General features: G+C 75.4%; 8 protein-coding genes. All 8 read right to left on the bottom strand.

Annotated elements, in window-relative coordinates; translation table 11 throughout:
• Window positions 1–112 precede the first annotated feature (112 nt).
• The 8 genes from JYK04_RS35200 to JYK04_RS35165 all read right to left on the bottom strand — a co-directional run bounded on the left by JYK04_RS35200 (window position 113) and on the right by JYK04_RS35165 (window position 20941).
• Window positions 113–3364, bottom strand: coding sequence for a non-ribosomal peptide synthetase (locus JYK04_RS35200; protein WP_189741791.1), 3252 nt, complete (start codon window positions 3362–3364; stop codon window positions 113–115).
• A gap of 19 nt (window positions 3365–3383) precedes the next feature.
• Window positions 3384–6593, bottom strand: a complete 3210-nt coding sequence (locus JYK04_RS35195) for a non-ribosomal peptide synthetase (RefSeq protein ID WP_189741793.1) — start codon at window positions 6591–6593, stop codon at window positions 3384–3386.
• Window positions 6590–8395, bottom strand: coding sequence for a condensation domain-containing protein (locus JYK04_RS35190; RefSeq protein ID WP_189741796.1), 1806 nt, complete (start codon window positions 8393–8395; stop codon window positions 6590–6592). The genes JYK04_RS35195 and JYK04_RS35190 overlap by 4 nt, the downstream gene beginning before the upstream one ends.
• On the bottom strand, window positions 8388–8612 hold the full coding sequence (locus JYK04_RS35185; RefSeq protein ID WP_189741799.1) for an MbtH family protein: 225 nt from the start codon (window positions 8610–8612) through the stop codon (window positions 8388–8390). Before JYK04_RS35185 ends, JYK04_RS35190 begins: the two co-directional genes overlap by 8 nt.
• A 74-nt stretch (window positions 8613–8686) precedes the next feature.
• On the bottom strand, window positions 8687–10954 hold the full coding sequence (locus JYK04_RS35180; RefSeq protein ID WP_189741802.1) for a pyridoxal-phosphate dependent enzyme: 2268 nt from the start codon (window positions 10952–10954) through the stop codon (window positions 8687–8689).
• 2 nt (window positions 10955–10956) lie between these two features.
• Window positions 10957–11955: a GHMP family kinase ATP-binding protein gene (locus JYK04_RS35175; RefSeq protein WP_189741805.1), complete on the bottom strand. Its 999-nt coding sequence runs from the start codon at window positions 11953–11955 to the stop codon at window positions 10957–10959.
• Window positions 11921–13489, bottom strand: a complete 1569-nt coding sequence (locus JYK04_RS35170) for an argininosuccinate lyase (protein ID WP_189741808.1) — start codon at window positions 13487–13489, stop codon at window positions 11921–11923. The genes JYK04_RS35175 and JYK04_RS35170 overlap by 35 nt, the downstream gene beginning before the upstream one ends.
• A gap of 108 nt (window positions 13490–13597) precedes the next feature.
• Complete coding sequence (locus JYK04_RS35165) at window positions 13598–20941, bottom strand: amino acid adenylation domain-containing protein (protein WP_189741811.1); 7344 nt, start codon at window positions 20939–20941, stop codon at window positions 13598–13600.
• Window positions 20942–21009 lie beyond the last annotated feature (68 nt).

Here is a 21009-nt window from a genome sequence, read left to right as displayed (position 1 = left end):
TGGTGTCTCCTGGGAGTGCGGACGGGCTCTTCGCGGGGGGGTGCGGCGCGTTCAGGCGCCGTTCGGGCGCGTCCAGGCGCGTTCGGGCGCCTGGACGCGCGGTCACCTCCGGTCAGCCCCGGTCACGGGAGCGGGGGCGCAGGGCGGGGCGGGCGGGTGCGGTGGCGGCGGCCTCGGCCAGGCGGGCGGCGATGCCCGCCGGGGTGGGCGTCTCGAAGAGGTCGCGGATGCCCAGGCGTACGCCCAGCTCGGCGCCGATGCGGCCGGCCAGCCGGGTGGCGAGCAGCGAGTGGCCGCCGTGGGCGAAGAAGTCGTCGTCCATGCCCGCCTCCTGGAGCCCGAGGACGGACGCGAAGATCTCGCAGACCGTCTTCTCGGCGGGGGTGGCGGGCAGCCGGCCGGCCGGGCGGTGCACGGTGGCCGGGTCGGGGAGCGCCTTGCGGTCGAGCTTGCCGTTGACGGTGAGCGGGAACTGCGGCAGGTGCAGGAACAGCGACGGCACCATGTAGTTGGGCAGGTTCCGGCCCAGTTCGGTGCGGACCTCCTCGGCGGTGGGCGTGCCGGTGAAGTAGCAGATGAGCCGCTGCTGGCCCGCGTGGTCCCGGTCGACGGCGACGACGGCCTCGCCCACGCCCGGTACGGCGCGCAGCGCGGTCTCCACCTCGCCGAGTTCGATGCGGTTGCCGCGGACCTTGACCTGGTGGTCCTGGCGGCCGAGGAAGTCGAGCTGGCCGTCGGCCCGCATCCGGGCGAGGTCGCCGGTGCGGTACATCCGGCTGCCGGGCACGGCGGAGAACGGGTCGGGGACGTAGCGCTCGCTGGAGCGGCGCGGGTCGCGCAGGTATCCGGGGCCCACGCCGGTGCCGCCGATGAAGAGTTCGCCGGGCACGCCGGGCGGTACGGGGGCGAGCGCCGCGTCCAGCAGGTAGAGGGTGTTGTTGCGCAGCGGGCGGCCGACGGGCAGCCGGCCGTGTTCCAGCTGGGCGTGCACGTCGGGGCCGATGAAGGCGTGGGTGTTGTCGTCGGAGCACTCGGTGAGGCCGTAGGCGTTGACGATCGCGGCCTGCGGGTGGCGCGCGTACCAGCGGGTGCACAGTTCGGGCGGGAGCACCTCGCCGTTGACGATGAACCAGCGCAGCTCGGGCAGGGCCGGCGGCAGCACTCCGGTGTCCCACAGGTCGACGGCGGCGCGGACGAAGGAGGGCACGGTCTCCAGGACGGTGATCCCCCGGCGGGCGGCGTCGTCGAAGAGGGCAGCCGGGTCGCGGGCGGTGTCCCGGGTGACCAGGTGGACCTGTCCGCCGGTGATCAGCGGGGCGAGCATCTGCCACACGGAGATGTCGAAGGTGAGCGGGGCGTTCATCACCACGCGGTCGCCGTCGCCGAGGCCGAGGTCCTCGACCTTGGCCAGGAGGTGGTTGTTCATGCCCCTGCGGTGGACCATGGCGCCCTTGGGCTTGCCGGTGGAGCCCGAGGTGAAGCAGACGTAGGCGAGTGCGTCGGGTCCGCCGGCGGGCGCGGGCCGCTCGCCCGGGGCGGCGGCGGCCGCGTCGTCGAGGACGAGGACGGGCAGCCCGCCGGGAACGGCGGCGGCGATCTCCTCGGCGCGGGCGCGCTGTTCGGGGGCGGCCAGCAGACGGGCGATCCCTCCGCTCGCGAGGAGGTCGGCGGTCCGGGTGACGGGGCCCTCGGGGTCGAGGGGGACGTAGGCCGCTCCGGAACCCAGGATGCCGAGCATCGCGACGGGGACCCGGGCGGTGGGCTCGCTCAGCACCGCGACCAGGTCGCCGGGGCGCACGCCGTCGGCGAGCAGGGCCAGGGCGAGGGCGTCGGCACGGGCGACGAGTGCCGCGTAGCTCAGCTCGCGGCCGGTGTCGTCGGTGGTGGCGACGGCGTCGGGGCGGCGCTCGGCCTGCCGCCGTACGCGCTCGACGGCCTCCGCGTACTCCTCGTCGCGTGCGGTGTCGTTCCATTCGACCAGGACGCGGTGGCGTTCGGCGGGCGAGAGCAGGTCCACGGTGCCCACCGGGCACGACGGGTCCTCGGCGACGGCCTCCAGAAGCCGGGCGAGGCGTTCCAGCAGGGCCTGGGCGGTGTCCCGGTCGAAGACGTCCGGCCGGTAGTCGATCTGCAGGCGCAGCCGGTCGCCGGGGATGGCCGTCAGCGAGAGCGGGTAGTGGGCGGCGTCGTACGGGTCCACTGCGGTGACCCGGAGCCCGCCCGCGCCGAGGGCGGCGAGGCCGGCCTCGTCGACCGGGTAGTTCTGGAAGGCGACGCAGGAGTCGAAGAGCTCCCCGGCTCCGGCGAGCCGCTGGATCTCGACCAGACCCAGGTGCTGGTGGTCGATCAGCCGGGCCTGCTCGTCCTGGAGCCGTTCGAACAGGGCGACGAGGGACTCCGCGGGGTCGATCCGCACGCGGACCGGCACGGTGTTGATGCACAGGCCCACGATGTCGGCGACGCCGGGCAGTTCGGGGTCGCGGCCGCTGACGATGGCGCCGAAGACCACGTCCTCGGAGCGGATCTGCCGGCCGAGCAGGAGCGCCCACGCGCCCTGGAGCAGGGTTCCGGAGGTGATCCGGTGGCCGCGCGCGAGGGCGCCGAGCCGCTCGGTCAGGGACTCGGGGAGGTACGTCTCCACGCGGTCGGGCAGGACCGAGCCGGGCGGCGGGGACACGGGCGCGGTGCGGGTTCCGCCCGCCAGGCCGTCCAGGGCGCGGGTCCAGGCGTCCTGGGCGGCGGCCGTGTCGCGGCTGTGGAGCCGGCCCAGGAAGGCGGAGTACGGGGTGACCGGGCCCAGGGGCGCGTCGTCGGCGTGGTGCAGGGCGAGGAGTTCGCGCACCAGGACCGGCCAGGACCAGCCGTCCATCAGGATGTGGTGGTAGGTCAGCAGCAGCCGGTGGGACAGCGGGCCGGTGCGGACGAGGGTGAAGCGCAGCAGCGGCGGCCGGGCGAGGTCGAAGCGGGTGGCCCGGTCCTCGGCGAGGAGGGTGTCGACGGCGGCGGCGCGCCCGGCCGCGTCGAGCCCGGAGAGGTCCACCTCCTGCCAGGGGGCCCGTACGCCGCGCTGGACGACCTGGGCGGGCTCGCCCGTGGCGCGGCGCAGGAAGCCGGCGCGGAGGTTGGCGTGCCGTTCCAGGACGGTGTCGGCGGCGGCGCGCAGCCGGTCCGGGTCGAGGGGGCCGTCGAGGTCGAGGAGCAGCTGGGCGACGTAGACGTCGCGTTCGTCCTCGTCGAAGAGGGCGTGGAAGAGGATGCCGTCCTGGAGCGGGGAGAGCGGCAGGACGTCCTCGACCAGGGAGCGTGCGGCGGGGGCGGCGGCAGGCGCGGGGGCGGGAGCGGGGGTGGACGGCGGGTGGTTCACGGTGGTGTTCCTTCTGTGGTCAGGCGGTCTGGGTGCGGCGGGCCCGGCGGACGATCGGCGGGTCCTCGGCGCCGGCGCCGGCGGCCGTGGCGGCGGGCAGGGCCGCGGCCAGTTCGGCGACGGTGGGCCCGGTGAAGAACTGGCGGATGCCGACCGCTGCTCCGAACCGCGCCGTGACCTCGGCGAGCAGCCGGGTGGCGAGCAGGGAGTGCCCGCCGAGGTCGAAGAAGCTGTCGTGGACGCCGATCCGCGGCAGGCCGAGGACCTGCTCCCAGATCGCGCACAGGGCGCGCTCGTCGTCGGTGCGCGGCTCCTGGTGGGCCCCCGCGGTGCCGGCCGTCGCCGGGTCCGGCGCGGGCAGGGCGGTCAGGTCGGTCTTGCCGTTGGCCGTCACGGGGAAGGCGTCCAGCAGGGTGAGGCTGGCGGGCACCATGTAGTCGGGCAGCCGGGCGCGCAGGTGCTCGCGCAGTTCCCGCGGGTCGGGTGCGGGGGCTCCCTCGGCGGGGACCGCGTAGCCCGCGAGCGCGGGTCCGGCGGCGGTGTCCACGACGGTGACGGCGGCCTGGCCGACCGCCGGGTGGGCGGCCAGGGCGTGTTCGATCTCGCCGGGTTCGATGCGCAGCCCGCGGATCTTGACCTGCCGGTCGGCGCGGCCGAGGTACTCGACCTGGCCGTCGGTGTTCCAGCGGGCCAGGTCGCCGGTGCGGTACATGCGGGCGCCCGGGGGGCCGTACGGGCAGGCGACGAAGCGTTCGGCGGTCAGCGCCGCCCGGCCGAGGTAGCCCTGGGCGAGTCCGGCGCCCGCGATGTAGAGCTCGCCGACGACGCCGGGTGCCACGAGGCCGAGCCGCTCGTCCAGGACGTGGAGCTGCGTACCGTCGAGCGGCCGGCCGATCGGGACCTGCCCGTCGGGGGCCTCCTGGCCCGGGCCGACCGCGAAGGTCGCGGCGAAGGTGGTGGTCTCGGTGGGACCGTAGGCGTTGGTGACGGTGGTGCGGGGGCAGGCCTCGCGGACCCGGCGGACCATGGACGGCGAGGCGGCCTCGCCACCGGTCATCACCTCGTGCAGCGTGCCGAGTGCGGGCAGGCAGCGATCGGCGAGGACGTTGAAGAGGGTGGCGGTGAGGAAGGTTCCGGTGACCTTCTCCTCGGTCATCAGCCGGGCCAGCGCGTCGACGTCGAGCTCGCCGGGCGGCGCGACGACGACCAGGCCGCCGTTCAGGAGCGGCACCCACATCTCGTAGGTGGAGGCGTCGAAGGCGTGCGGGGAGCGGAACAGGACCCGCTCGTGCGCGCCGCCGCGCCAGCGCCCGTCGGTGGCGAGGGCGACGACCTCGCGGTGGGAGACGGCCACGCCCTTGGGGGTGCCGGTGGAGCCGGAGGTGTACATCAGGTAGGCGAGCGCGTCGGGGTGCCCGGGGTTCCCGGCCGTCGCGGCATCCGCGGCCGCGTCGGCGGGGTCCCCGTCCGGGCGCAGCACGTGGCGCGGCCCCGCCGGTACGGGCGCGCCGTCCGGGAGGTCGGTGACGAGGACGGCGGCCCCGGCCGCGGTGATCACGGCTTCGGTCCGGGCGTGCGGGGCCCGCGCGTCCAGCGGCAGGTAGGCGGCGCCCGCCTTGAGGATGCCGAGGCAGGCGGCGACGAGGCCGGCCGAGCGGTCCATCAGTACGGCGACGGCCTCGCCCGGGCGGACGCCGAGGGTGCGCAGCCGCCCGGCGATCCGGTCGGCCGAGGCGTCGAGTTCGGCGTACGTGGTCTCGCGGCCGGCGCAGAGCACGGCGGCGCGGCCGGGGTGGGCGGCGGCCCGCTCCTCGAAGGCCTGGTGGACGGTGCGGGTGTCGGCGGCGACCGGCGCGCCCTGCCAGTGCTCCAGGAGGTCGGCGCGCTCCCCCGGCAGCAGGACGTCGAGTGCGGAGAGGGGCATCCCGGGTTCGCGTACGACGGCGCCGATGAGGTGGACGAGCCGGTCCAGCAGGCGCCGGGCCGTCGTACCGTCGAACAGGTCGCTCGCGTACTCCAGGCCGAGGGCCAGGCCCCGGGGTGCCCCGGTGGCCGGGTCGTGGAGCTCCTCGACCTCCAGGGTGAGGTCGAACTTGGCGGTGTCGGTGCGTACCGCCTCCACCTCGGCCCGCAGTCCCGCGAAGGCGGGGGTGAGCGGCTCGGTGCGCTGGGCGGAGACGGCGACCTGGAAGAGCGGGTGACGGGCGGGCGAGCGGGCCGGGTTGAGGCGTTCGACGAGTGATTCGAAGGGCAGTTCCTGGTGGGCGTACGTCTCCAGGGCGGCGGACCGCACCCGGCCCAGGACCTCCGTGAAGGTGGGGTCGCCCGAGGTGTCGGCGCGCACGATCAGGGTGTTGACGAAGAGGCCCACGAGGTCGGTGAGGGCTTCGTCGTCGCGGCCGTCGACGGGGCAGCCGAGCGGCAGGTCGGTGCCGGCGCCGAGGCGGGTGAGCAGGACGGCGAAGGCGGCCTGGACGGCCATGAACGGCGTGGCGCGGCCGCCTTGGGCCAGCGCGGCCAGCCCCGCGTGGACGGTGGCGTCGGTCCGTGCCTCCACCAGGGCGCCCCGGTGGCCGGCCACGGCGGGGCGCGGCCGGTCGGCGGGCAGGGCCAGTTCCTCGGGCAGGCCGTCCAGGGCGGCCGCCCAGTGGGTGAGCAGCCGGGCGTGCAGGGAGGCGGGGTCCTGGGCCGGGCCGAGGAGTTCGCGCTGCCACAGGGCGTAGTCCGGGTACTGGACGGGCAGTTCGGGCCACTCGGGCGGGCGGCCGGAGCACCGGGCGGTGTAGGCGGCGGCGAGGTCCCGGACGAGGACGTTCACGGAGTGGCCGTCGCCCGCGATGTGGTGCAGGACCAGGAGCAGGTAGTGGTCCGCGTCCCCGTCGGTGAAGAGGTCTGCGCGCAGCGGCGGTTCGGCGGCGAGGTCGAAGGGCCGGGACGAGGCCTGCGCGGCCCGGCGGGCGCGTTCGGCGGGCGGGCAGACGGTGACGGTGAGCGCCGGGGCGGCGTCCACGGGATCCAGGACCCGCTGGTGGGGGCGGCCCGCCGCGTCGGGGAAGACGGTGCGCAGGGCCTCGTGGCGGGCGCTGACGTCCGCGAGGGCGGCACGCAGGGCGTCCGCGTCGAGGGCGCCGCTCAGCCGCAGCCCGACCGGGATGTGGTAGAGCGCGCCGTCGGCGCCGTCCCGGGCGTGGAACCACAGTCGCTGCTGGGCGTGGGACAGAGGGATCACAGCAGGGCTCCGAGCTGGGATTCGAAGGTGTCGAGGTCGGCCTGGCTGACCTGGGTGAGGGACACGTCGGAGGGGGTCAGCCCGCCGGCGTCCGGCCGGGCGGCGTGGGTGACGACGGCGCGCAGCATGGTGAACCACTCCTGCGCGAGGCCGTGGACCCAGCTCGCCGGGAAGGCGTTGCCCGCCCAGGTCCAGGTGGCGCTGAGGGTGAGGCCGTCCGGGCCTTCGTGGGCGGCCGCGTTGACCTCCACGGCGTGGGCCATCGGGAGGCCTTCGTCGGCGTCGTCGAGGGCGAAGGCGTGCCCGGGCGCGGCGTCCCAGGGGGCGTCGCCGCCCATCGGGAACCGGCCGAGGTAGTTGAAGCCGATCTGGGGGATGCCGCGCGCGGCGAGGTCCGGCCCGGTACGGGAGTTGAGGTGGCGCAGCAGCCCGAAGCCGATGCCCTTGTCGGGTACGGCGCGCAGTTCCTCCTTCACCAGGCGCAGGGCGGCGCCGACCGCGGGTCCGCCGGCGCGGGCCTCGTCGAGGTCGGGCCGGCCGAGGGCGAGGCGGACGGGGAACACGGTGGTGAACCAGCCGACGGTGCGGGACAGGTCCGTGCCGTCGGCGACGTCCTCCCGGCCGTGTCCCTCGACGTCGACGAGGACGGCGCCCTCCGCGTCACCGGTGTCCTCGCCGTCGGCGCCGCGCCGGCCGAGGACGGCGAGGGCGAGGGCGGTCAGCAGGACGTCGTTGACGGTGCCGTTGACGAGGCCGGGCGCGGTGGTCAGCAGGGGGCCCGTCACGTCCGGCCCGAGGGTCAGGGTGAGGGTGTTGTCCGGGCTCTCGGGGTCGAGGCCGCCGGCCGCGCGGACCCCGGCGAGGGCCTGGGGGGCTTCGCGCAGGGCGGCGGCCCAGCGGTCGGCCTCGGCGGTCCGGCGGCCGGAGGTGGCCTCGGCGCGCAGCAGGTCTGCCCAGTGCGCGAAGGGGGTGTGCGCCGGTTCCAGGACGGGCTCGCGGCCCTCGGCGAGGGCAGCCGCGCAGGTCTTCAGGTCGTCCTGGAGGATCCGCCACGAGACGCCGTCGACCACGAGGTGGTGGACGACGAGCGCGAGGCGTCCCTGCTGTCCGGCTCCCCGGTCGAGGAGCACGGCGCGCAGCATGTGGCCCTCGCGGGGCGAGAGCAGCCGCCGGGCCGCGCGCATCCGCTCCCGGGTCAGGGCGGGGAGGTCCGCGTCGCCCGTCCCGCGGGCGTCCGCGTGCTCCAGCAGCTCCGCCGCGGTGACGGAGCCCGCGGGCGGTACGAGCGGCTCGGTGCCGCGGGCCCCGATCCCGTCGGGCAGCCGCAGGCGGAGCATCTCGTGGGTGTCCAGGAGGGCCTGGACGGTGCGTTCGGCGGCGGCCGCCCCGAAGCCCGGCGGGGTGCGCAGGACGAGCGACTGGTTGTAGGTGTCGACGGGACCGCCCAGTTCGGCGAGCCAGCCCATGATGGGGGTGGGTGCCAGCGGGCCCAGGCGGCGCGGGGGCACGATCGGTCCGGTGCCCCCGCCCGCCCGGTCCTGGGCGCGGGCGGTGGCGGCGAGCGCGCTGACGCTCTCGGCGCGGAGCACGTCGCGGGTGGAGACGACGAGGCCGGCCGTGCGGGCGCGGCTGACGACCTGGATCGCCTGGATGCTGTCGCCGCCGAGCCCGGTGAAGCTGTGGCCCGCGTCGACCTCGGCGCGGCCGAGGACCTCGGCGAAGAGGGTGCACAGGGTCCGTACGGGGTCGGCGCCGGGGTCGGCGCCGGCCGGCCGCCCGGTGCGGTGGACGGGCTCAGCCACGGGGCGCGTTCCCGGCGAGGGCGGCCACCAGGGAGGCGGGGCGCATATCGGTCCAGACCCGCTCGACGTGGTCCAGGCAGGCCTGGCGGCCGTCGGGGCCGTGCACCACGGTCCAGCCGGCCGGGACGGGGTTGGCGGCGGGCCACAGGGAGTGCTGGAGCTCGTCGTTGCGGACCACGACGTAGGTGGCGTTGTCGTTCTCGAAGGGGTTGCTCATGGCGGTTCGCCTTTCGGGTCGGGTGCGGCCGTACGGGGCGTACGGCGCACCCTCGGGCTGGATGTGACGGAAGGTCAGGACTGCTGTGCGGGCTCGATGTCGAGGCGGAGCAGGCCCCGCGCCGCGTCGAGCGCGGCGTGCACGCCCTCGGGCTCCGGGTGGCGGGCGATCACGTGCCCGAGGCGGTCGGAGGCGCTGCGGGGCCTGCGTACGGACGTGCCGGGGGCGGCGGTGACCAGCACCGACTCGACCCCCTCGACGGCGGCGGCCTCGCGGGCGCCGTGGGCGGCCGTGAGGGTGCCGTCGGCGTCGGCGAGGAGGAACTGGATCCCGGCGTGGCCGGCGCCCTCGGCCTTCAGGTGCGGGGGCAGGCCGAGGGCGGCGCGGAGCTGCTCCCCGAGGAGGTCCACCCCGGTGGCGAGCCGGATCAGTTCGGGGATCATGCCGCCCGCCGGGCGCGGGTTGATCTCGATGAGGGCGGGCCCGTCGGCGGTCAGTTTGACCTCGGTGTGGGTGGCCCCCAGGCGGATCCCGGCCGCGTCCAGGGCCTCCGTCACCGTCTCGGTGATCCGCTGGGCGGTGGCGGCGGGCAGCGGGGCGGGGAAGAGGTGGCGGTGCTCGACGAAGTGCGGGGTGGCGGTCACGGACTTGGCGGTGATGCCGACGCACACGGCGCGGCCCTCCCCGCTGAACATCTCGACGCTGTACTCCGGCGCGTCCAGGTACTCCTCGACGAGGACCGTGCGGGCGGTGGGCATGCCCCGGACGTTGGTGTCGATCGCGAGGATCTTCTCGATCTGGGCGCGGACCTCCGCCTCGTCGGCGCAGAGCAGGACGTTGGTGGAGCCCGAGTCGTCGGCGGGCTTGACCACGCAGGGCAGTCCGGTGCGGGCGACGGCGTCCGCCGCCCCGGCCGGCTCGCGGACCAGGGCGTACCGGGGCTGGCGGACGCCCTCGGCGTTCAGCCGCTCGCGCAGGGCGGACTTGTCGCGGCAGACGGCCACCGCGTCGGGCGGGTTGCCGGGCAGGCCCAGCCACTGGGCGATCCGGGCGGCGGCCGGTACGTAGAAGTCGCTGGTGGTGGTGACGCCCGCGATCTCCTCGCGGCGGAACCGCTCCTGTACGGCGGCGCGCAGGGCGGCGTCGGAGTTGGTGTCGCAGCGCACCACCTCGGCACCGGTGTCCGCGAGTCCCCGGTAGCGGTCGGGGTCGCCGGTCAGCAGGACGGGTACGGTGCCCAGTTCGCGCGCCCGGTCCAGGGCCAGCATGCCGGTGCCGGTGGTGTTGGACTCCACGAACAGCAGGTGCCGCCGGATCCCGGCGGGCGGGCTGTAGGCGGTGGTGGACCAGGTGCGGGCGGTCCCCTCGGGGGCGAGGGCGGCCGGCGCGGTGGCGGTGGGCACCTCGCGCAGCCGGTGCGCGTCCCAGTGCTCGTCGTTGTAGACGGTGTCGGCGTAGCGGTCGCCGCGGTCGGGCAGGATGCCGACGATCCTGGTCCCGGGCTCGGCGCGGTCGGCGAGGCCGGTGAGGACCCGGTAGACGGAGCCCGAGGTGTTGCCGCCGAAGATCTGCTGCTCGCGGGCGAGGTCCCAGGTCGCGGCGAAGGCCTCGTGGTCGTTGAGCCAGTGCACCTCGTCGACGAGGGTGCGGTCCAGGTTCTTGGGCAGCAGGCTGTTGCCCAGCCCGCTCTGGAGCCGTTGCGGCACGTCGGGCTGGCCGAAGAGGGCGCTGCCCACGCAGTCGACACCGACGACGTGCAGGGCCGGGAGGCTCTCGCGCAGCGCCCGTGCGGTGCCGCACAGGGAGCCGCCGCTGCCGACGGCTCCGACGAGCGTGTCGAACTGCCCGAGATCCTGGAGGAGTTCACCGGCGAGGGTGCGGTAGGCGCCGGGGTTGTCGGGGTTGGTGTACTGCTGCGGCCAGAAGGCGCCGGGCAGTTCGTCGAGGAGTTCCGCGAGCCGCTCCAGGCGGGCGCTCTGCCATCCGTGGCTGGTCATGGCCTCGACCACGTGCACCCGGCAGCCCAGGGCGCGGAGTTTGGCGAGGGTGACGGGGTCGATGCGCGGGTCGGTGACGATGTGGACCTCGTGGCCGAGGGAGCGGCCGACGAGGGCGACGCCGAGGGCCATGGTCCCCGAGGAGCTCTCGATGACGGGGGCGCCCGGCTTCAGGGTGCCCAGTCGCCGGGCCTCCAGCAGGATGTTGCGGGCGACGCGGTCCTTCATCGCGAAGAGGTTCTGCAGTTCCAGCTTGGCGTAGACCTCCACGCCGCGGGCCTCGCCCAGGCGCAGCCGGACCAGCGGGGTCGCGCCGATCGCGTCCGTCACGGTGTCGAACAGCATGCTCAGATCTCCAGCTCGGTGGGGTGGGCGGGGGCGGCCTTCGGGCTCCAGCTGTCGTCGGCGCCGAGGGAGCGGTGCACGGACACCTCTCCGCCGAGGGCGGCGCAGCCGGCCCGGATGTGCTCGGTCTTGCCCGCGAGGGCCGGGTCGCCCGCCTCCAGGAGGACGCCGAGCATGGTGCCGCTGTGGGCGAGGACCAGGCCCAGGCCTTCGACCTCGCGGCACAGGGCGTGCAGCTGCGCGAATCCGGCGCGCCGGCGGCGGTGGGCGTTCATCTCGGCGCTGCGGGTGGAGACGGCGCCGACCTCCTGGAGGTCGCCGCGGGCCACGGCGCCGGTGAGCCGGTCCAGCAGGAGCGCGTACTCCTCCCGGTCGGCGGCGTCGATGGCCCGGGCGCCCCGGTTGTGCGCGACGGTGTCCACCTGGCCGCCCTCGTCGTGGGCGACGACGGTGAGCGGGGGCAGCACGCCGAGGCGATGGCCGAGGCGCACCTCACGGTGGTGGAAGGCGACGATCTCGTCGTACATGACCCCGTCGGCCGGTTCGATGCCGCGCAGGAAGTCCTCCGTCTCAGCCGGGGTGAACTCCCGCCCGTGGGCGGCCCCGACGGCCCGTACGGTGGCGACGAGGTCGGCGGAGGAGCTGGCGAGGCCCTTGCCCTCGGGCAGGTCACCGGCCACCTCCAGCAGGCCGCCGTCCGCCGTGCCGAGTGCGGCCAGGACGGCCTCGGCGACACGGCGGGACTTGGCCTTGTGGGCCGGCCGCACCTGGACCTCGCGCAGGCCGGGGCTGGGGTGGAAACGGGCGGTGGCCCAGCGGGCGAGGGGGAAGGTGACCAGGAAGTCGCCCTGCGGGTGGGGCAGGGCGCCCTGGAGCAGTTCGCCGAAGGTGCCGAAGGCGCTGCCGGAGCCGGGTCCGGGGACGGGGGCCGGCCCGAGGAGGGAGGCGGAGATCCCTCCGGCGGCGTCAGTGGGCGTGCTGTACGCGGGCGCGGGTGCCATCGCCGTCCTCCCCGTGGGTCTCGTCGCCGGCCGCGCCGTACAGGGCGCGGTCGCCTTCCTCGGCGCCCGCGCGGAGCGCGGCGGCGCGCAGTTCCCAGTCGGCGCGGAGCCGTTCGTACGTCTCCTGCTGGGTGCGCAGTACCGCGCGCACGGCGTCGGGGCGGGCCGAACCGGCGGAGACCATGCGCTGCAGGCCCCGGTCGACGTCGAAGGCCTCGGCGAGGAGCCGGGCGGGGTCGGCGAGGGTGATGCCGTGTCCGGCGGCCGCCTCGGCCAGCAGGCCGGGTTCGCCCGGGGCGGGGGCGGCGCCCGCTGCCGCGGCGAGCACGACGTACTTCCCGGCGACGACCTGGGCGGTGCGCCAGGGCACCCCTTCGGCGAGGCAGAGGGCGTTGGCGAGGCTGAAGCCGCCGAGGAACTCGCGCTCGCACACCTGGCGCATGCGGTCGGCGCGGAAGGTCAGCCTGCGCAGCACCTCGGTGAGGAGGCGGACGGTGCCGTGGGCCGAGTCGAAGGCGTTCAGCAGGTGGGTGCCGGCCTCCTTGGACACCTCGACAAGGTTGCAGAAGGGGGTGTTGCGCTGGCCCAGGAGCACGTCGAAGTGGAAGGCGGTCAGGTGGGCGGTGCGCCCGCGGATGCGTTCCAGGACGGGGTAGTTCTTCTTCTGCGGCATGGCGGAGGAGATGCCGGACAGCTCGTCGGGCAGTTCGATGAAGCCGTACTCGCTGCCGCCCCAGGTGAGCAGGTCGGTGGTGAAGCGGCTCAGAGCCGTGCCCAGCAGGCTGAGTTCCGCGGTCAGTTCGGCGCTCCAGCGGCGCGAGGCCACGGCGGTCAGCGCGTGCGGCTGCGGCCGGGAGAAGCCGAGCAGCCGTGCCATCCGGTCGCGGTCCCAGGGCAGTTCCTGCCCCGCCATGGCGCCGGCGCCCAGCGGGCAGGCGTCGATGCCGTCGTACGCGTTCAGCAGTCGGTCGTGGGTGTGCAGCAGGTGCTCGGAGAGCGCCGCGAGGTGGAAGCCGGGGGTGATGATCTGGGCGGCCTGGAAGTGGGTGTACCCCGGCATGGGCAGGTCGCAGGTCTCCTGGGCCAGCCGGTGGACGACGGCGGCGAGTTCGAGGAGGGCGGCGGCGAAGCGGGTGAGCTGGTCGCGGCCGTACATCACCTGGGCGCAGGCCTGCAGGTCGTTGCGGCTGCGATCGGCGTGCCAGCGCACGACCGGGGCGGGCAGGCCGGCCTCGACGTGCCGTTCGAGGGCGAAGGCGATGTCCGACATGTTGGCGCCGGGCTGTGCGCTGAGGGTGTCGGGGCCGACGGAGTCCAGCAGGGCGGCGATCCGGTGGGCCTCCTCGGCGCTGATCAGGTCCATGCGGACGTACTCGGCGGCCAGGGTCTTCTCGATGGCGACGTAGTGGCGCAGCAGGTGGCGGGACTCGAACCCGAACTGCGGGGCGAGCACTTCGTCGTGCAGGAGTTCGGCGGGACCGCCGCTGATACGGCCGCTCAGCTCGGGGGCGGGCCCCGGGGTGTCACTCGTCACGTGGTGTGTTCCGTTCCTGTTCTGGTGCGGGGGCGCGTCGGCGCATGCCTCGTCGACGCGCGGCGCGGGAAGGGGGGTACGGGTGCCCCGGGCGGTCCGGGGCCCCGTTCAGCGGTGGTCGGCCGCGGCGAGGGCGGCGCGCAGGAGGGCGGCGGCCCGGGTGCTGTGCGGCGGCCGCATCAGCCCGTAGTGGTCGGTGGCGGCGTCGTGGCGGGTGAAGCCGGCCCGGGCCCGCCCGGCCCACCGGTCGGCGGCCTGCTCCCGGGCCCCGGTCCCGCTCTGGAGGAACAGGACCGGGCAGGGGGCGGCCGGGGGCTCGTACGCGGCGGCGGCGCGGATCCCGGTACGGAACACCGCGTAGTGCCGGGCGAGGTCCTGCGGGTCCAGTCCGGGGGCGAAGCCGTCGCGTTCCACCTGCTCGGCGAGGACGGTGAGCCGGGCCGTGGTGTCGGCGACGCTCCGCAGGGCGCTCCGCAGGGCGGAGCTGCTCTCGTCGGAGGGGTCGAAGCCGGCGGAGCGGGCCAGGTCCTCGTGGAACCACTCCAGGAGCTCGTTCTCGTCGTCGGGGACGTGGCCGGGCTCCGGGTAGCCGGTGTCCAGCAGTGCGAGGGTCGCCACCTCCTGGCCTGCGGCCCGCAGCCGGACCGCCATCTCGTAGGCGAGGAGCCCGCCGAAGGACCAGCCGGCCAGGTGGTAGGGGCCGGTGGGGCGGATCCGGCGCAGGGCCTCCAGGTGGGCGGCGGCCAGCTCCTCCACGGTGGCGTCGGGTGCCGCTCCGGGGTCGGTCAGGCCGGGCGCGGTCAGCCCGAACACCGGCCGCTCGGTGCCCAGTTCGGCGGCCAGGGTGCGGTAGCAGAAGACGTTCCCGCCGATCGGGTGGACGAGGAAGAGCGGGTCGAGCGTGCCCTCGGTCCGCAGGCGGACCACCGGGTCCGGCGCCACCGCGATGTGGCGGCCCCGCAGCAGCGCGGCCTGCCGGGCGACGGTCGGGTGCTCCAGGACGGCCGAGACGCCGAGGCGCTCGCCGAAGGCCTGGTTGATCCGGCCGATCAGGCGCAGGGCGTCGATGGAGTGCCCGCCCGACTCGAAGAAGTCGTCGTGGACGCCGACCGGGCCGCCGTCCAGCAGCCGCTCCCAGATCCCGGCGAGGCGGGATTCGAGGGCGTCGCGGGGCGGGCTCGGCTCGGCGCCGCCGCGCAGGTCGGCGGGGTCCGGGTCGGGCAGGGCGGCGCGGTCCAGTTTGCCGTTGGCGGTCAGCGGGAGGGCGTCCAGGCGCACCCACGCGGAGGGGACCATGTACTCGGGGAGCCGCTCCCGGGCGTGGGCGGCCAGTTCGCCCGGGTCGGGGGCGGGGGCGGCGTCCGGGCCGGCCGCGTCGGGGACGAAGTAGCCGACGAGGCGTTCGCCGCGGGGCAGGACCGCGCAGTCGCGCACACCGGGGTGTTCGGCGAGGACGGCTTCGATCTCCCCCGGCTCGACGCGGAAGCCGCGGATCTTGAGCTGGTGGTCGGTGCGGCCCGCGTACTCCAGGGCTCCGTCGGGGCGGTGCCGGGCCAGGTCGCCGGTCCGGTACAGGCGGCGGGTGGTGCCGTCGGGGCCGGTGTGCTCGATGAACCGCTCGGCCGTCAGTTCGGGTCGTCCGTGGTAGCCGTCGGCGAGGCCGACGCCTTCGAGGAAGAGCTCCCCGGTGACGCCGAGGGGGACCTCGGCGAGGCGGCGGTCCAGGACGTGGGTGCGCATGTTGGCGATGGGCCGGCCGATGGGCACGGTGTCGCCGCCGTCGGGGCGGCACTGCCAGTACGTGACGTCGACGGCCGCCTCGGTGGGCCCGTAGAGGTTGTGCAGTCCGACGCCGGGCAGCCGCTCGAAGAACCTGCGCTGGACCTCGTACGGCAGGGCCTCGCCGCTGCACACCACCCGGGTGAGCCCGGCCGCGCCGGCCACGGCCGCGGGGTCGTCGAGGAAGACGCTGAGCATCGACGGGACGAAGTGCACCGTGGTGACGTTCTCGTCGTGGATCAGACCGGCGAGGTAGCCGGGGTCGCGCTGGCCGCCGGGGCGGGCGAGGACCAGGGTGGCGCCGGTCAGCAGGGGCCAGAACAGCTCCCACACGGAGACGTCGAAGGTGTACGGCGTCTTGTGCAGCACCCGCTCCCCCGGGATCAGCCCGTACTCGTCCTGCATCCACAGCAGCCGGTTGGCGATCGCGCGGTGGGAGACCACGACTCCCTTGGGCTTGCCGGTGGAGCCCGAGGTGAAGATCATGTACGCCGGGTCGGACGGCTCGGGCGCCCGGGCGGGACCCGCGGTGGCGGTCGCGGCCGCTTCCGGCCGGACGACCGTGACCCCGCAGCCGTCCAGCCGCTCTGCCCACGCGCCGTCGGTGACCACCAGGCCGATGCCGGACTCGGCGAGCAGGGACCGCACGCGCGGCGCCGGGTGCTCCGGGTCGAGCGGGACGTAGGCGGCGCCCGACTTCAGGACGGCGAGCAGGACGACGGGCAGGGCGAGGGAGCGTTCCAACAGCAGCCCGACGAAGGTGCCGGGGCCCGCGCCCCGCTCCCGCAGGGCCGCGCACAGCCGCTCGGCCTCGGTGTCGAGGGCGCGGTAGGTCAGCTCGGCGCCCTCGAAGCGCACGGCGGGGGCGTCCGGGGTCCGGTCGCGCTGCGCGTCGATCAGCCGGGTCAGGACGTGCGGCTGCGGGTAGTCGACGGCGGTCCGGTTCCACTCGGCGTAGCGGCGGTGCTCGGATTCCGGCAGCAGGTCGGCGGCCGTGCAGTCACGGTCCGGGGCTTCGGCCAGGTCGCGCAGGGCCGCGGTGTAGGAGGCGTGCGCGCTCTCCATCTGTGCCTCGGAGAACTGGGCGGCGTCGAAGCGCAGGCCGAGTTCCAGCAGGGAGCCGTCGGGGCTGCGGGAGAACTCCGCGCCGAAGGCGAAGTCGGTTCCGGCCTCTCCCGTCTCCTCCAGCACGGTGAACGCGCCGTCGGGGGACCCGTCCCGCTCCACGTGGAAGTGGGTGTAGTTGAAGAAGGTCTCGAAGAGCGGGCCGCCGCCGGACAGGCGCTGGATCTCGGCGAGCGGGAAGCGGCGGTACGCGTGCAGCTCGGCCTCCAGCTCGGCGACGTGCGCGACGAGGCCGCGCCAGCTGAGACCGGTGACGCCGGCGCTGAGCGGCAGGGTGTTCAGGAAGACGCCGACGACCTTGTCACCGTCGGTCTCCTCGGCGCGGCCGTTGTGGACCACTCCGGTGGTGACCGCGTCGCCGCCGCCCAGCAGGGCCATGGCCCGCAGGTGCGCGGCGAGCAGGACGGTGCGCAGCGGTACGCCGCACTCGGCGGCCAGGGCGGTCAGCCGGGCGTGCAGCCCCTCCGGGAGCGGTGCGAGGTACCAGGACATCCTGGCGGGTCCGCCGGTCGCCGACGGGCGCGGCAGCCGGGTGGCGGGGGCGTCGGCGGCCTTGCCGGTCCAGAAGGCGCGCTGTCCGGCGTCGGCCAGCGCGGCCCGTTCCAGGGCGACGAAGGAGGCGAACCGGGAGCGGGGGCCCGCGTCCGGGGAGGGACCCTCCGCGGGGGTCCGGGCGGCGAGCGCCTCGGTGTAGCAGGAGGCCAGTTCGGTGAGGAGCGAACGTTCGCTCCAGCCGTCGAGGACGGCGTGGTGCTCGGCGACGAACAGCTGCAGCCGGGTGTCGGAGAGCCGCTGGACGTGGAAGCGGATCAGCGGGGGCCGGTCCCAGGCGAACGGCCTTTCGCGCTCGGCGGCGTAGCGGGCGGCCACGGCGGTCCGCTGGGCCTCGGGGTCGAGCCCGTACAGGTCCTCGAAGGTGATCTCCGGGCGGGCGCCGCGGTGCACGAGCTGGAGGGGCTCGCCGAACCCGTGCGGGTCGAAGGAGGTGCGCAGCATCTCGTGCCGGGCCGCGAGGACCTCGACGGTGGTCCGCCAGGCGTCCTCGGAGAAGGGCGCCTCGACCAGGTAGGAGGCCACGTTGTGGTAGACGCGTCCGCCGGCCGACGGCAGGTCGCTGTGGTAGAGCATGCCGGCCTGGAGCCGGGTCATCGGGTAGGCGTCCTCCAGCCCCTCGGGCAGGGCGGCGCGGTCCTCGGCGGTGAGCAGGGCGAACGGCTCGTACGGGGCCTCGGCGCCGGCCGCCTCCCGCCGGGTCACGACGGGAGCCAGCGCGCGGGCCGTCTGACGGCGCATGAGGTCGCCGACGGTGAGGTCGAGGCCGCGTTCCCGGATCCGGGCGAGGACCTGGAGGGAGCGGATGGAGTCCCCGCCGAGGGCGAACCAGTTGTCCAGGGCGCCGACCCGTTCGTGTCCGAGGACCTGGGCGAAGACCTCGGTGAGCGCGGTCTCGACCGGCCCGCGGGGCGCCTCGTAGGCGGCGGTGGGGGTGCGGGGCACCGAGCCGGGGGCGGGCAGACGGCGGCGGTCGGTCTTGCCGTTGGCGGTCAGCGGGAAGGCGGGCAGGGTGACGAAGGCCCCGGGGATCATGTAGCCGGGCAGCCGCCGCGCGAGGTGGGTGCGCATCTCCTCCACGGTGGGGCCCGCCCCGTCCTCGGCCCCGGTCACGGCCAGGTAGCCGACGAGGACGTCGCTCCCCGCGGGGTCCGGTGCGACGAGGGCGACCGCGGCGTCGACGAGGGGGTGGGCGGCCAGGGCCGCCTCGACCTCGCCGAGTTCTATCCGGAAGCCGCGCAGTTTGACCTGGTGGTCGATGCGGCCGAGGTACTCCAGGTCCCCGTCGGGCAGGGCGCGCGCCAGGTCGCCGGTACGGTACAGGCGCTCGCCGGCCGAGAGCCCGGCGGGCCCGTCGGCGACGCGGCCTTCGCCGCGGTCGGCGGGGAAGCGCTCGGCGGTGAGTTCGGGCCGGCGCAGGTAGCCGCGGGCCAGGCCGGCTCCGGCGACGTACAGCTCGCCGACGGCGCCGCGCGGGACGGTCCGGCCGCGCGCGTCGAGCAGGTGCAGGCGCAGGTCGGGGATGGGCACGCCGATGACGCTGCCGCGGCCCTCCTCGGCGTCGCGGGCGGTCAGCGGCCGGTAGGTGACGTGCACGGTCGTCTCGGTGATGCCGTACATGTTGACCAGGCGGGGTGCGGTGTCGCCGTGCCGGGCGAACCATCCGGCGAGGGCGGCGACATCGAGGGCCTCCCCGCCGAAGACGACGTGGCGCAGGCCGAGCCCGGGGGCGTCCGGACCGGCCGTGCGGTGGTGCTCCTCGTCGGCACGGGCCAACTGGTAGAAGGCGGAGGGGGTCTGGTTGAGGACGGTGACCCGCTCGGCGCGCAGCAGCCGGTGGAACTCCTCGGGCGAGCGGCTGGTCCCGTACGGCACCACGACGAGGCGGCCGCCGTGGGCGAGTGCGCCCCACAGCTCCCAGACGGAGAAGTCGAAGGCGATGGAGTGGAAGAGGGTCCACACGTCCTCGGGGCCGAAGCCGAACCAGTGGTCGGTGGCGGAGAACAGCCGGGTGACGTTGGAGTGGGGCACGAGGGTGCCCTTGGGGAGGCCGGTGGAGCCGGAGGTGTAGATGACGTAGGCCAGGTGGTCCGGGGTGACGCCGGTGCCGGGGGCGGTGTCCTGCTCGGCGGCCAGGAGCGCGGCGTCCGCCTCGAGGTCGACGGCGTGCAGGCCGGGGGCGTCCCACAGGGCCCGGGTGCCGGTGGTGCCGACGACGTGCTCCAGGCGGGCGTCCTGGACGATGTGGCGCAGCCGCTCCGGCGGGTTGTCGGGGTCGAGCGGCAGGTAGGCGCCGCCGGCCTTGAGGATGCCGAGCAGCCCGACGACGAGGTCGGCGGAGCGGGGCAGGCACAGTCCGACGAGGGTGTCGGGTCCCACGCCGAGGGCGCGCAGCCGGTGCGCGAGCCGGTTCGCCCGGGTGTCGAGCTCGCGGTAGGTGAGGGACGTGCCCTCGTGGACGAGGGCGACCGCCTCGGGGGTGCGGGCGGCGTGTGCGGCGAAGATCTCGTGGACGCAGGCCGGCTCGCCCGGGGCGTGCGGGAGGGCGGCGCGGGGCGGGAGCGGCGAGCCGATGCCGCCGCGCTCGCCGGCCGACAGCATCGGCAGCCGGGTGAGCGGCAGTCCGGGGTTGTCGGTGGCGGCGTCCAGGAGAGTGGCGAAGTGCCGGCCGAACTGCTCGATGGTGGCGGCCTCGAACAGGTCGGCCCGGTACTCCAGGCGGCAGCTCAGCGCGCCGCCGGTGCGTACGGCGTCGAAGGTCAGGTCGAACTTGGCCGTTCCGGCCGGTCCTTCGAGCATCCTGGCCCTCGGGCCGGGCAGGCCCTCGGTCATGCCGTCCTCGTCGTGCAGGCCGAACATGACCCGGAAGGGGGAGGCGTCCTCGCCGGTGCGGCCGGGGGCGATCCGGTCGACGACGCGTTCGAAGGGCAGGTCCTGGTGGTCCTGGGCGTCGAGCACGGTGTCCCGTACGCGCTCCAGGTGGACCCGGAAGGCGGGGTCGTCGGACAGGTCCGCGCGGATCACCAGCGTGTTGACGAACAGGCCGACGGTGTCCTGGAACTCCTTGCGGTTGCGGCCCGCCACCGGCGTTCCGACGAGCACGTCGTCGGTGCCCGTGTAGCGGCCCAGCACGATCTGGAAGGCCGCCAGCATCAGCGTGTAGGGGGTGCTGTGGGTGTCCCGGCACAGGCGCTCCATCCGGGCGAGGACGGGGGCGGGCACGTCGAAGGAGTGCAGTGCCGCCGCGCCGCGGGCCGCTCCGGCCCCGGGCCTGCCGTCCCGGGGCAGGGGCGCGTCGGGCAGTTCGCCGCCCAACTGCTCCTCCCAGTAGGCGAGCTGGCGCTGGGCGGCGGCTCCCCGGAGCCATTCCTCCTGCCAGTCGGAGAAGTCGGCGTACTGGTACTCGGGGGCCTCCGGGACCAACGGTGCCGCCACGGAAGCGACGGACCGCGGACCGTCGGTGCCGACGGTGCCGTCGGTGCCTTCCGGGCCGTCGACGTACCGGGCGTACGCGGCGAGGAGCTCGCGGGCGAGGATCCCGACGGACCAGCCGTCGGCGACGATGTGGTGCATGGCGAGCGCGAGGACAGCGCCCTCGGGGGTGTGCAGCAGGGCCGCCCGGAAGAGCGGTCCGGCCTCAAGGTCGAAGGGCCGGTGGTGTTCGGCGGCCGTCCACTCCTCGACGTCCCGGGGGCCGCGCGCCGCGGCGGAGGACCAGGCGAGCACGGCCCCGGTGTCGATGTGCTGCCACAGCTCGCCGTCCTGCAGGACGAACCGGGTGCGCAGCGCCTCGTGCCGGTCGATCAGGCCCTGGGCGCACGTGCGGAGCGCGGCCTCGTCCACCGGTCCTTCGAGGCCGTAGAAGACGGGCATGTGATAGGTCGGCCTGCCCTCCTCCAGCTGCTGGAGGAAGTACATCCGCTGCTGCGCTCCCGACGCGCGGAACGCGCTGAACGACGGCTCCGCAGGGCGTTCGGTCGGATCGTGACTGGCCAAGACAACTCCCTCGGCGCCGCACCGGTGGCTGGTACGCGGCGCATGCTCCGCTTGCTTGCCCGCCCAGC

This window comes from Streptomyces nojiriensis, assembly GCF_017639205.1.
GTDB lineage: Bacteria > Actinomycetota > Actinomycetes > Streptomycetales > Streptomycetaceae > Streptomyces > Streptomyces nojiriensis.
The sequence above is the reverse complement of the archived record's forward strand: the minus strand, read 5'-3'. Positions and strand labels throughout refer to the sequence as shown.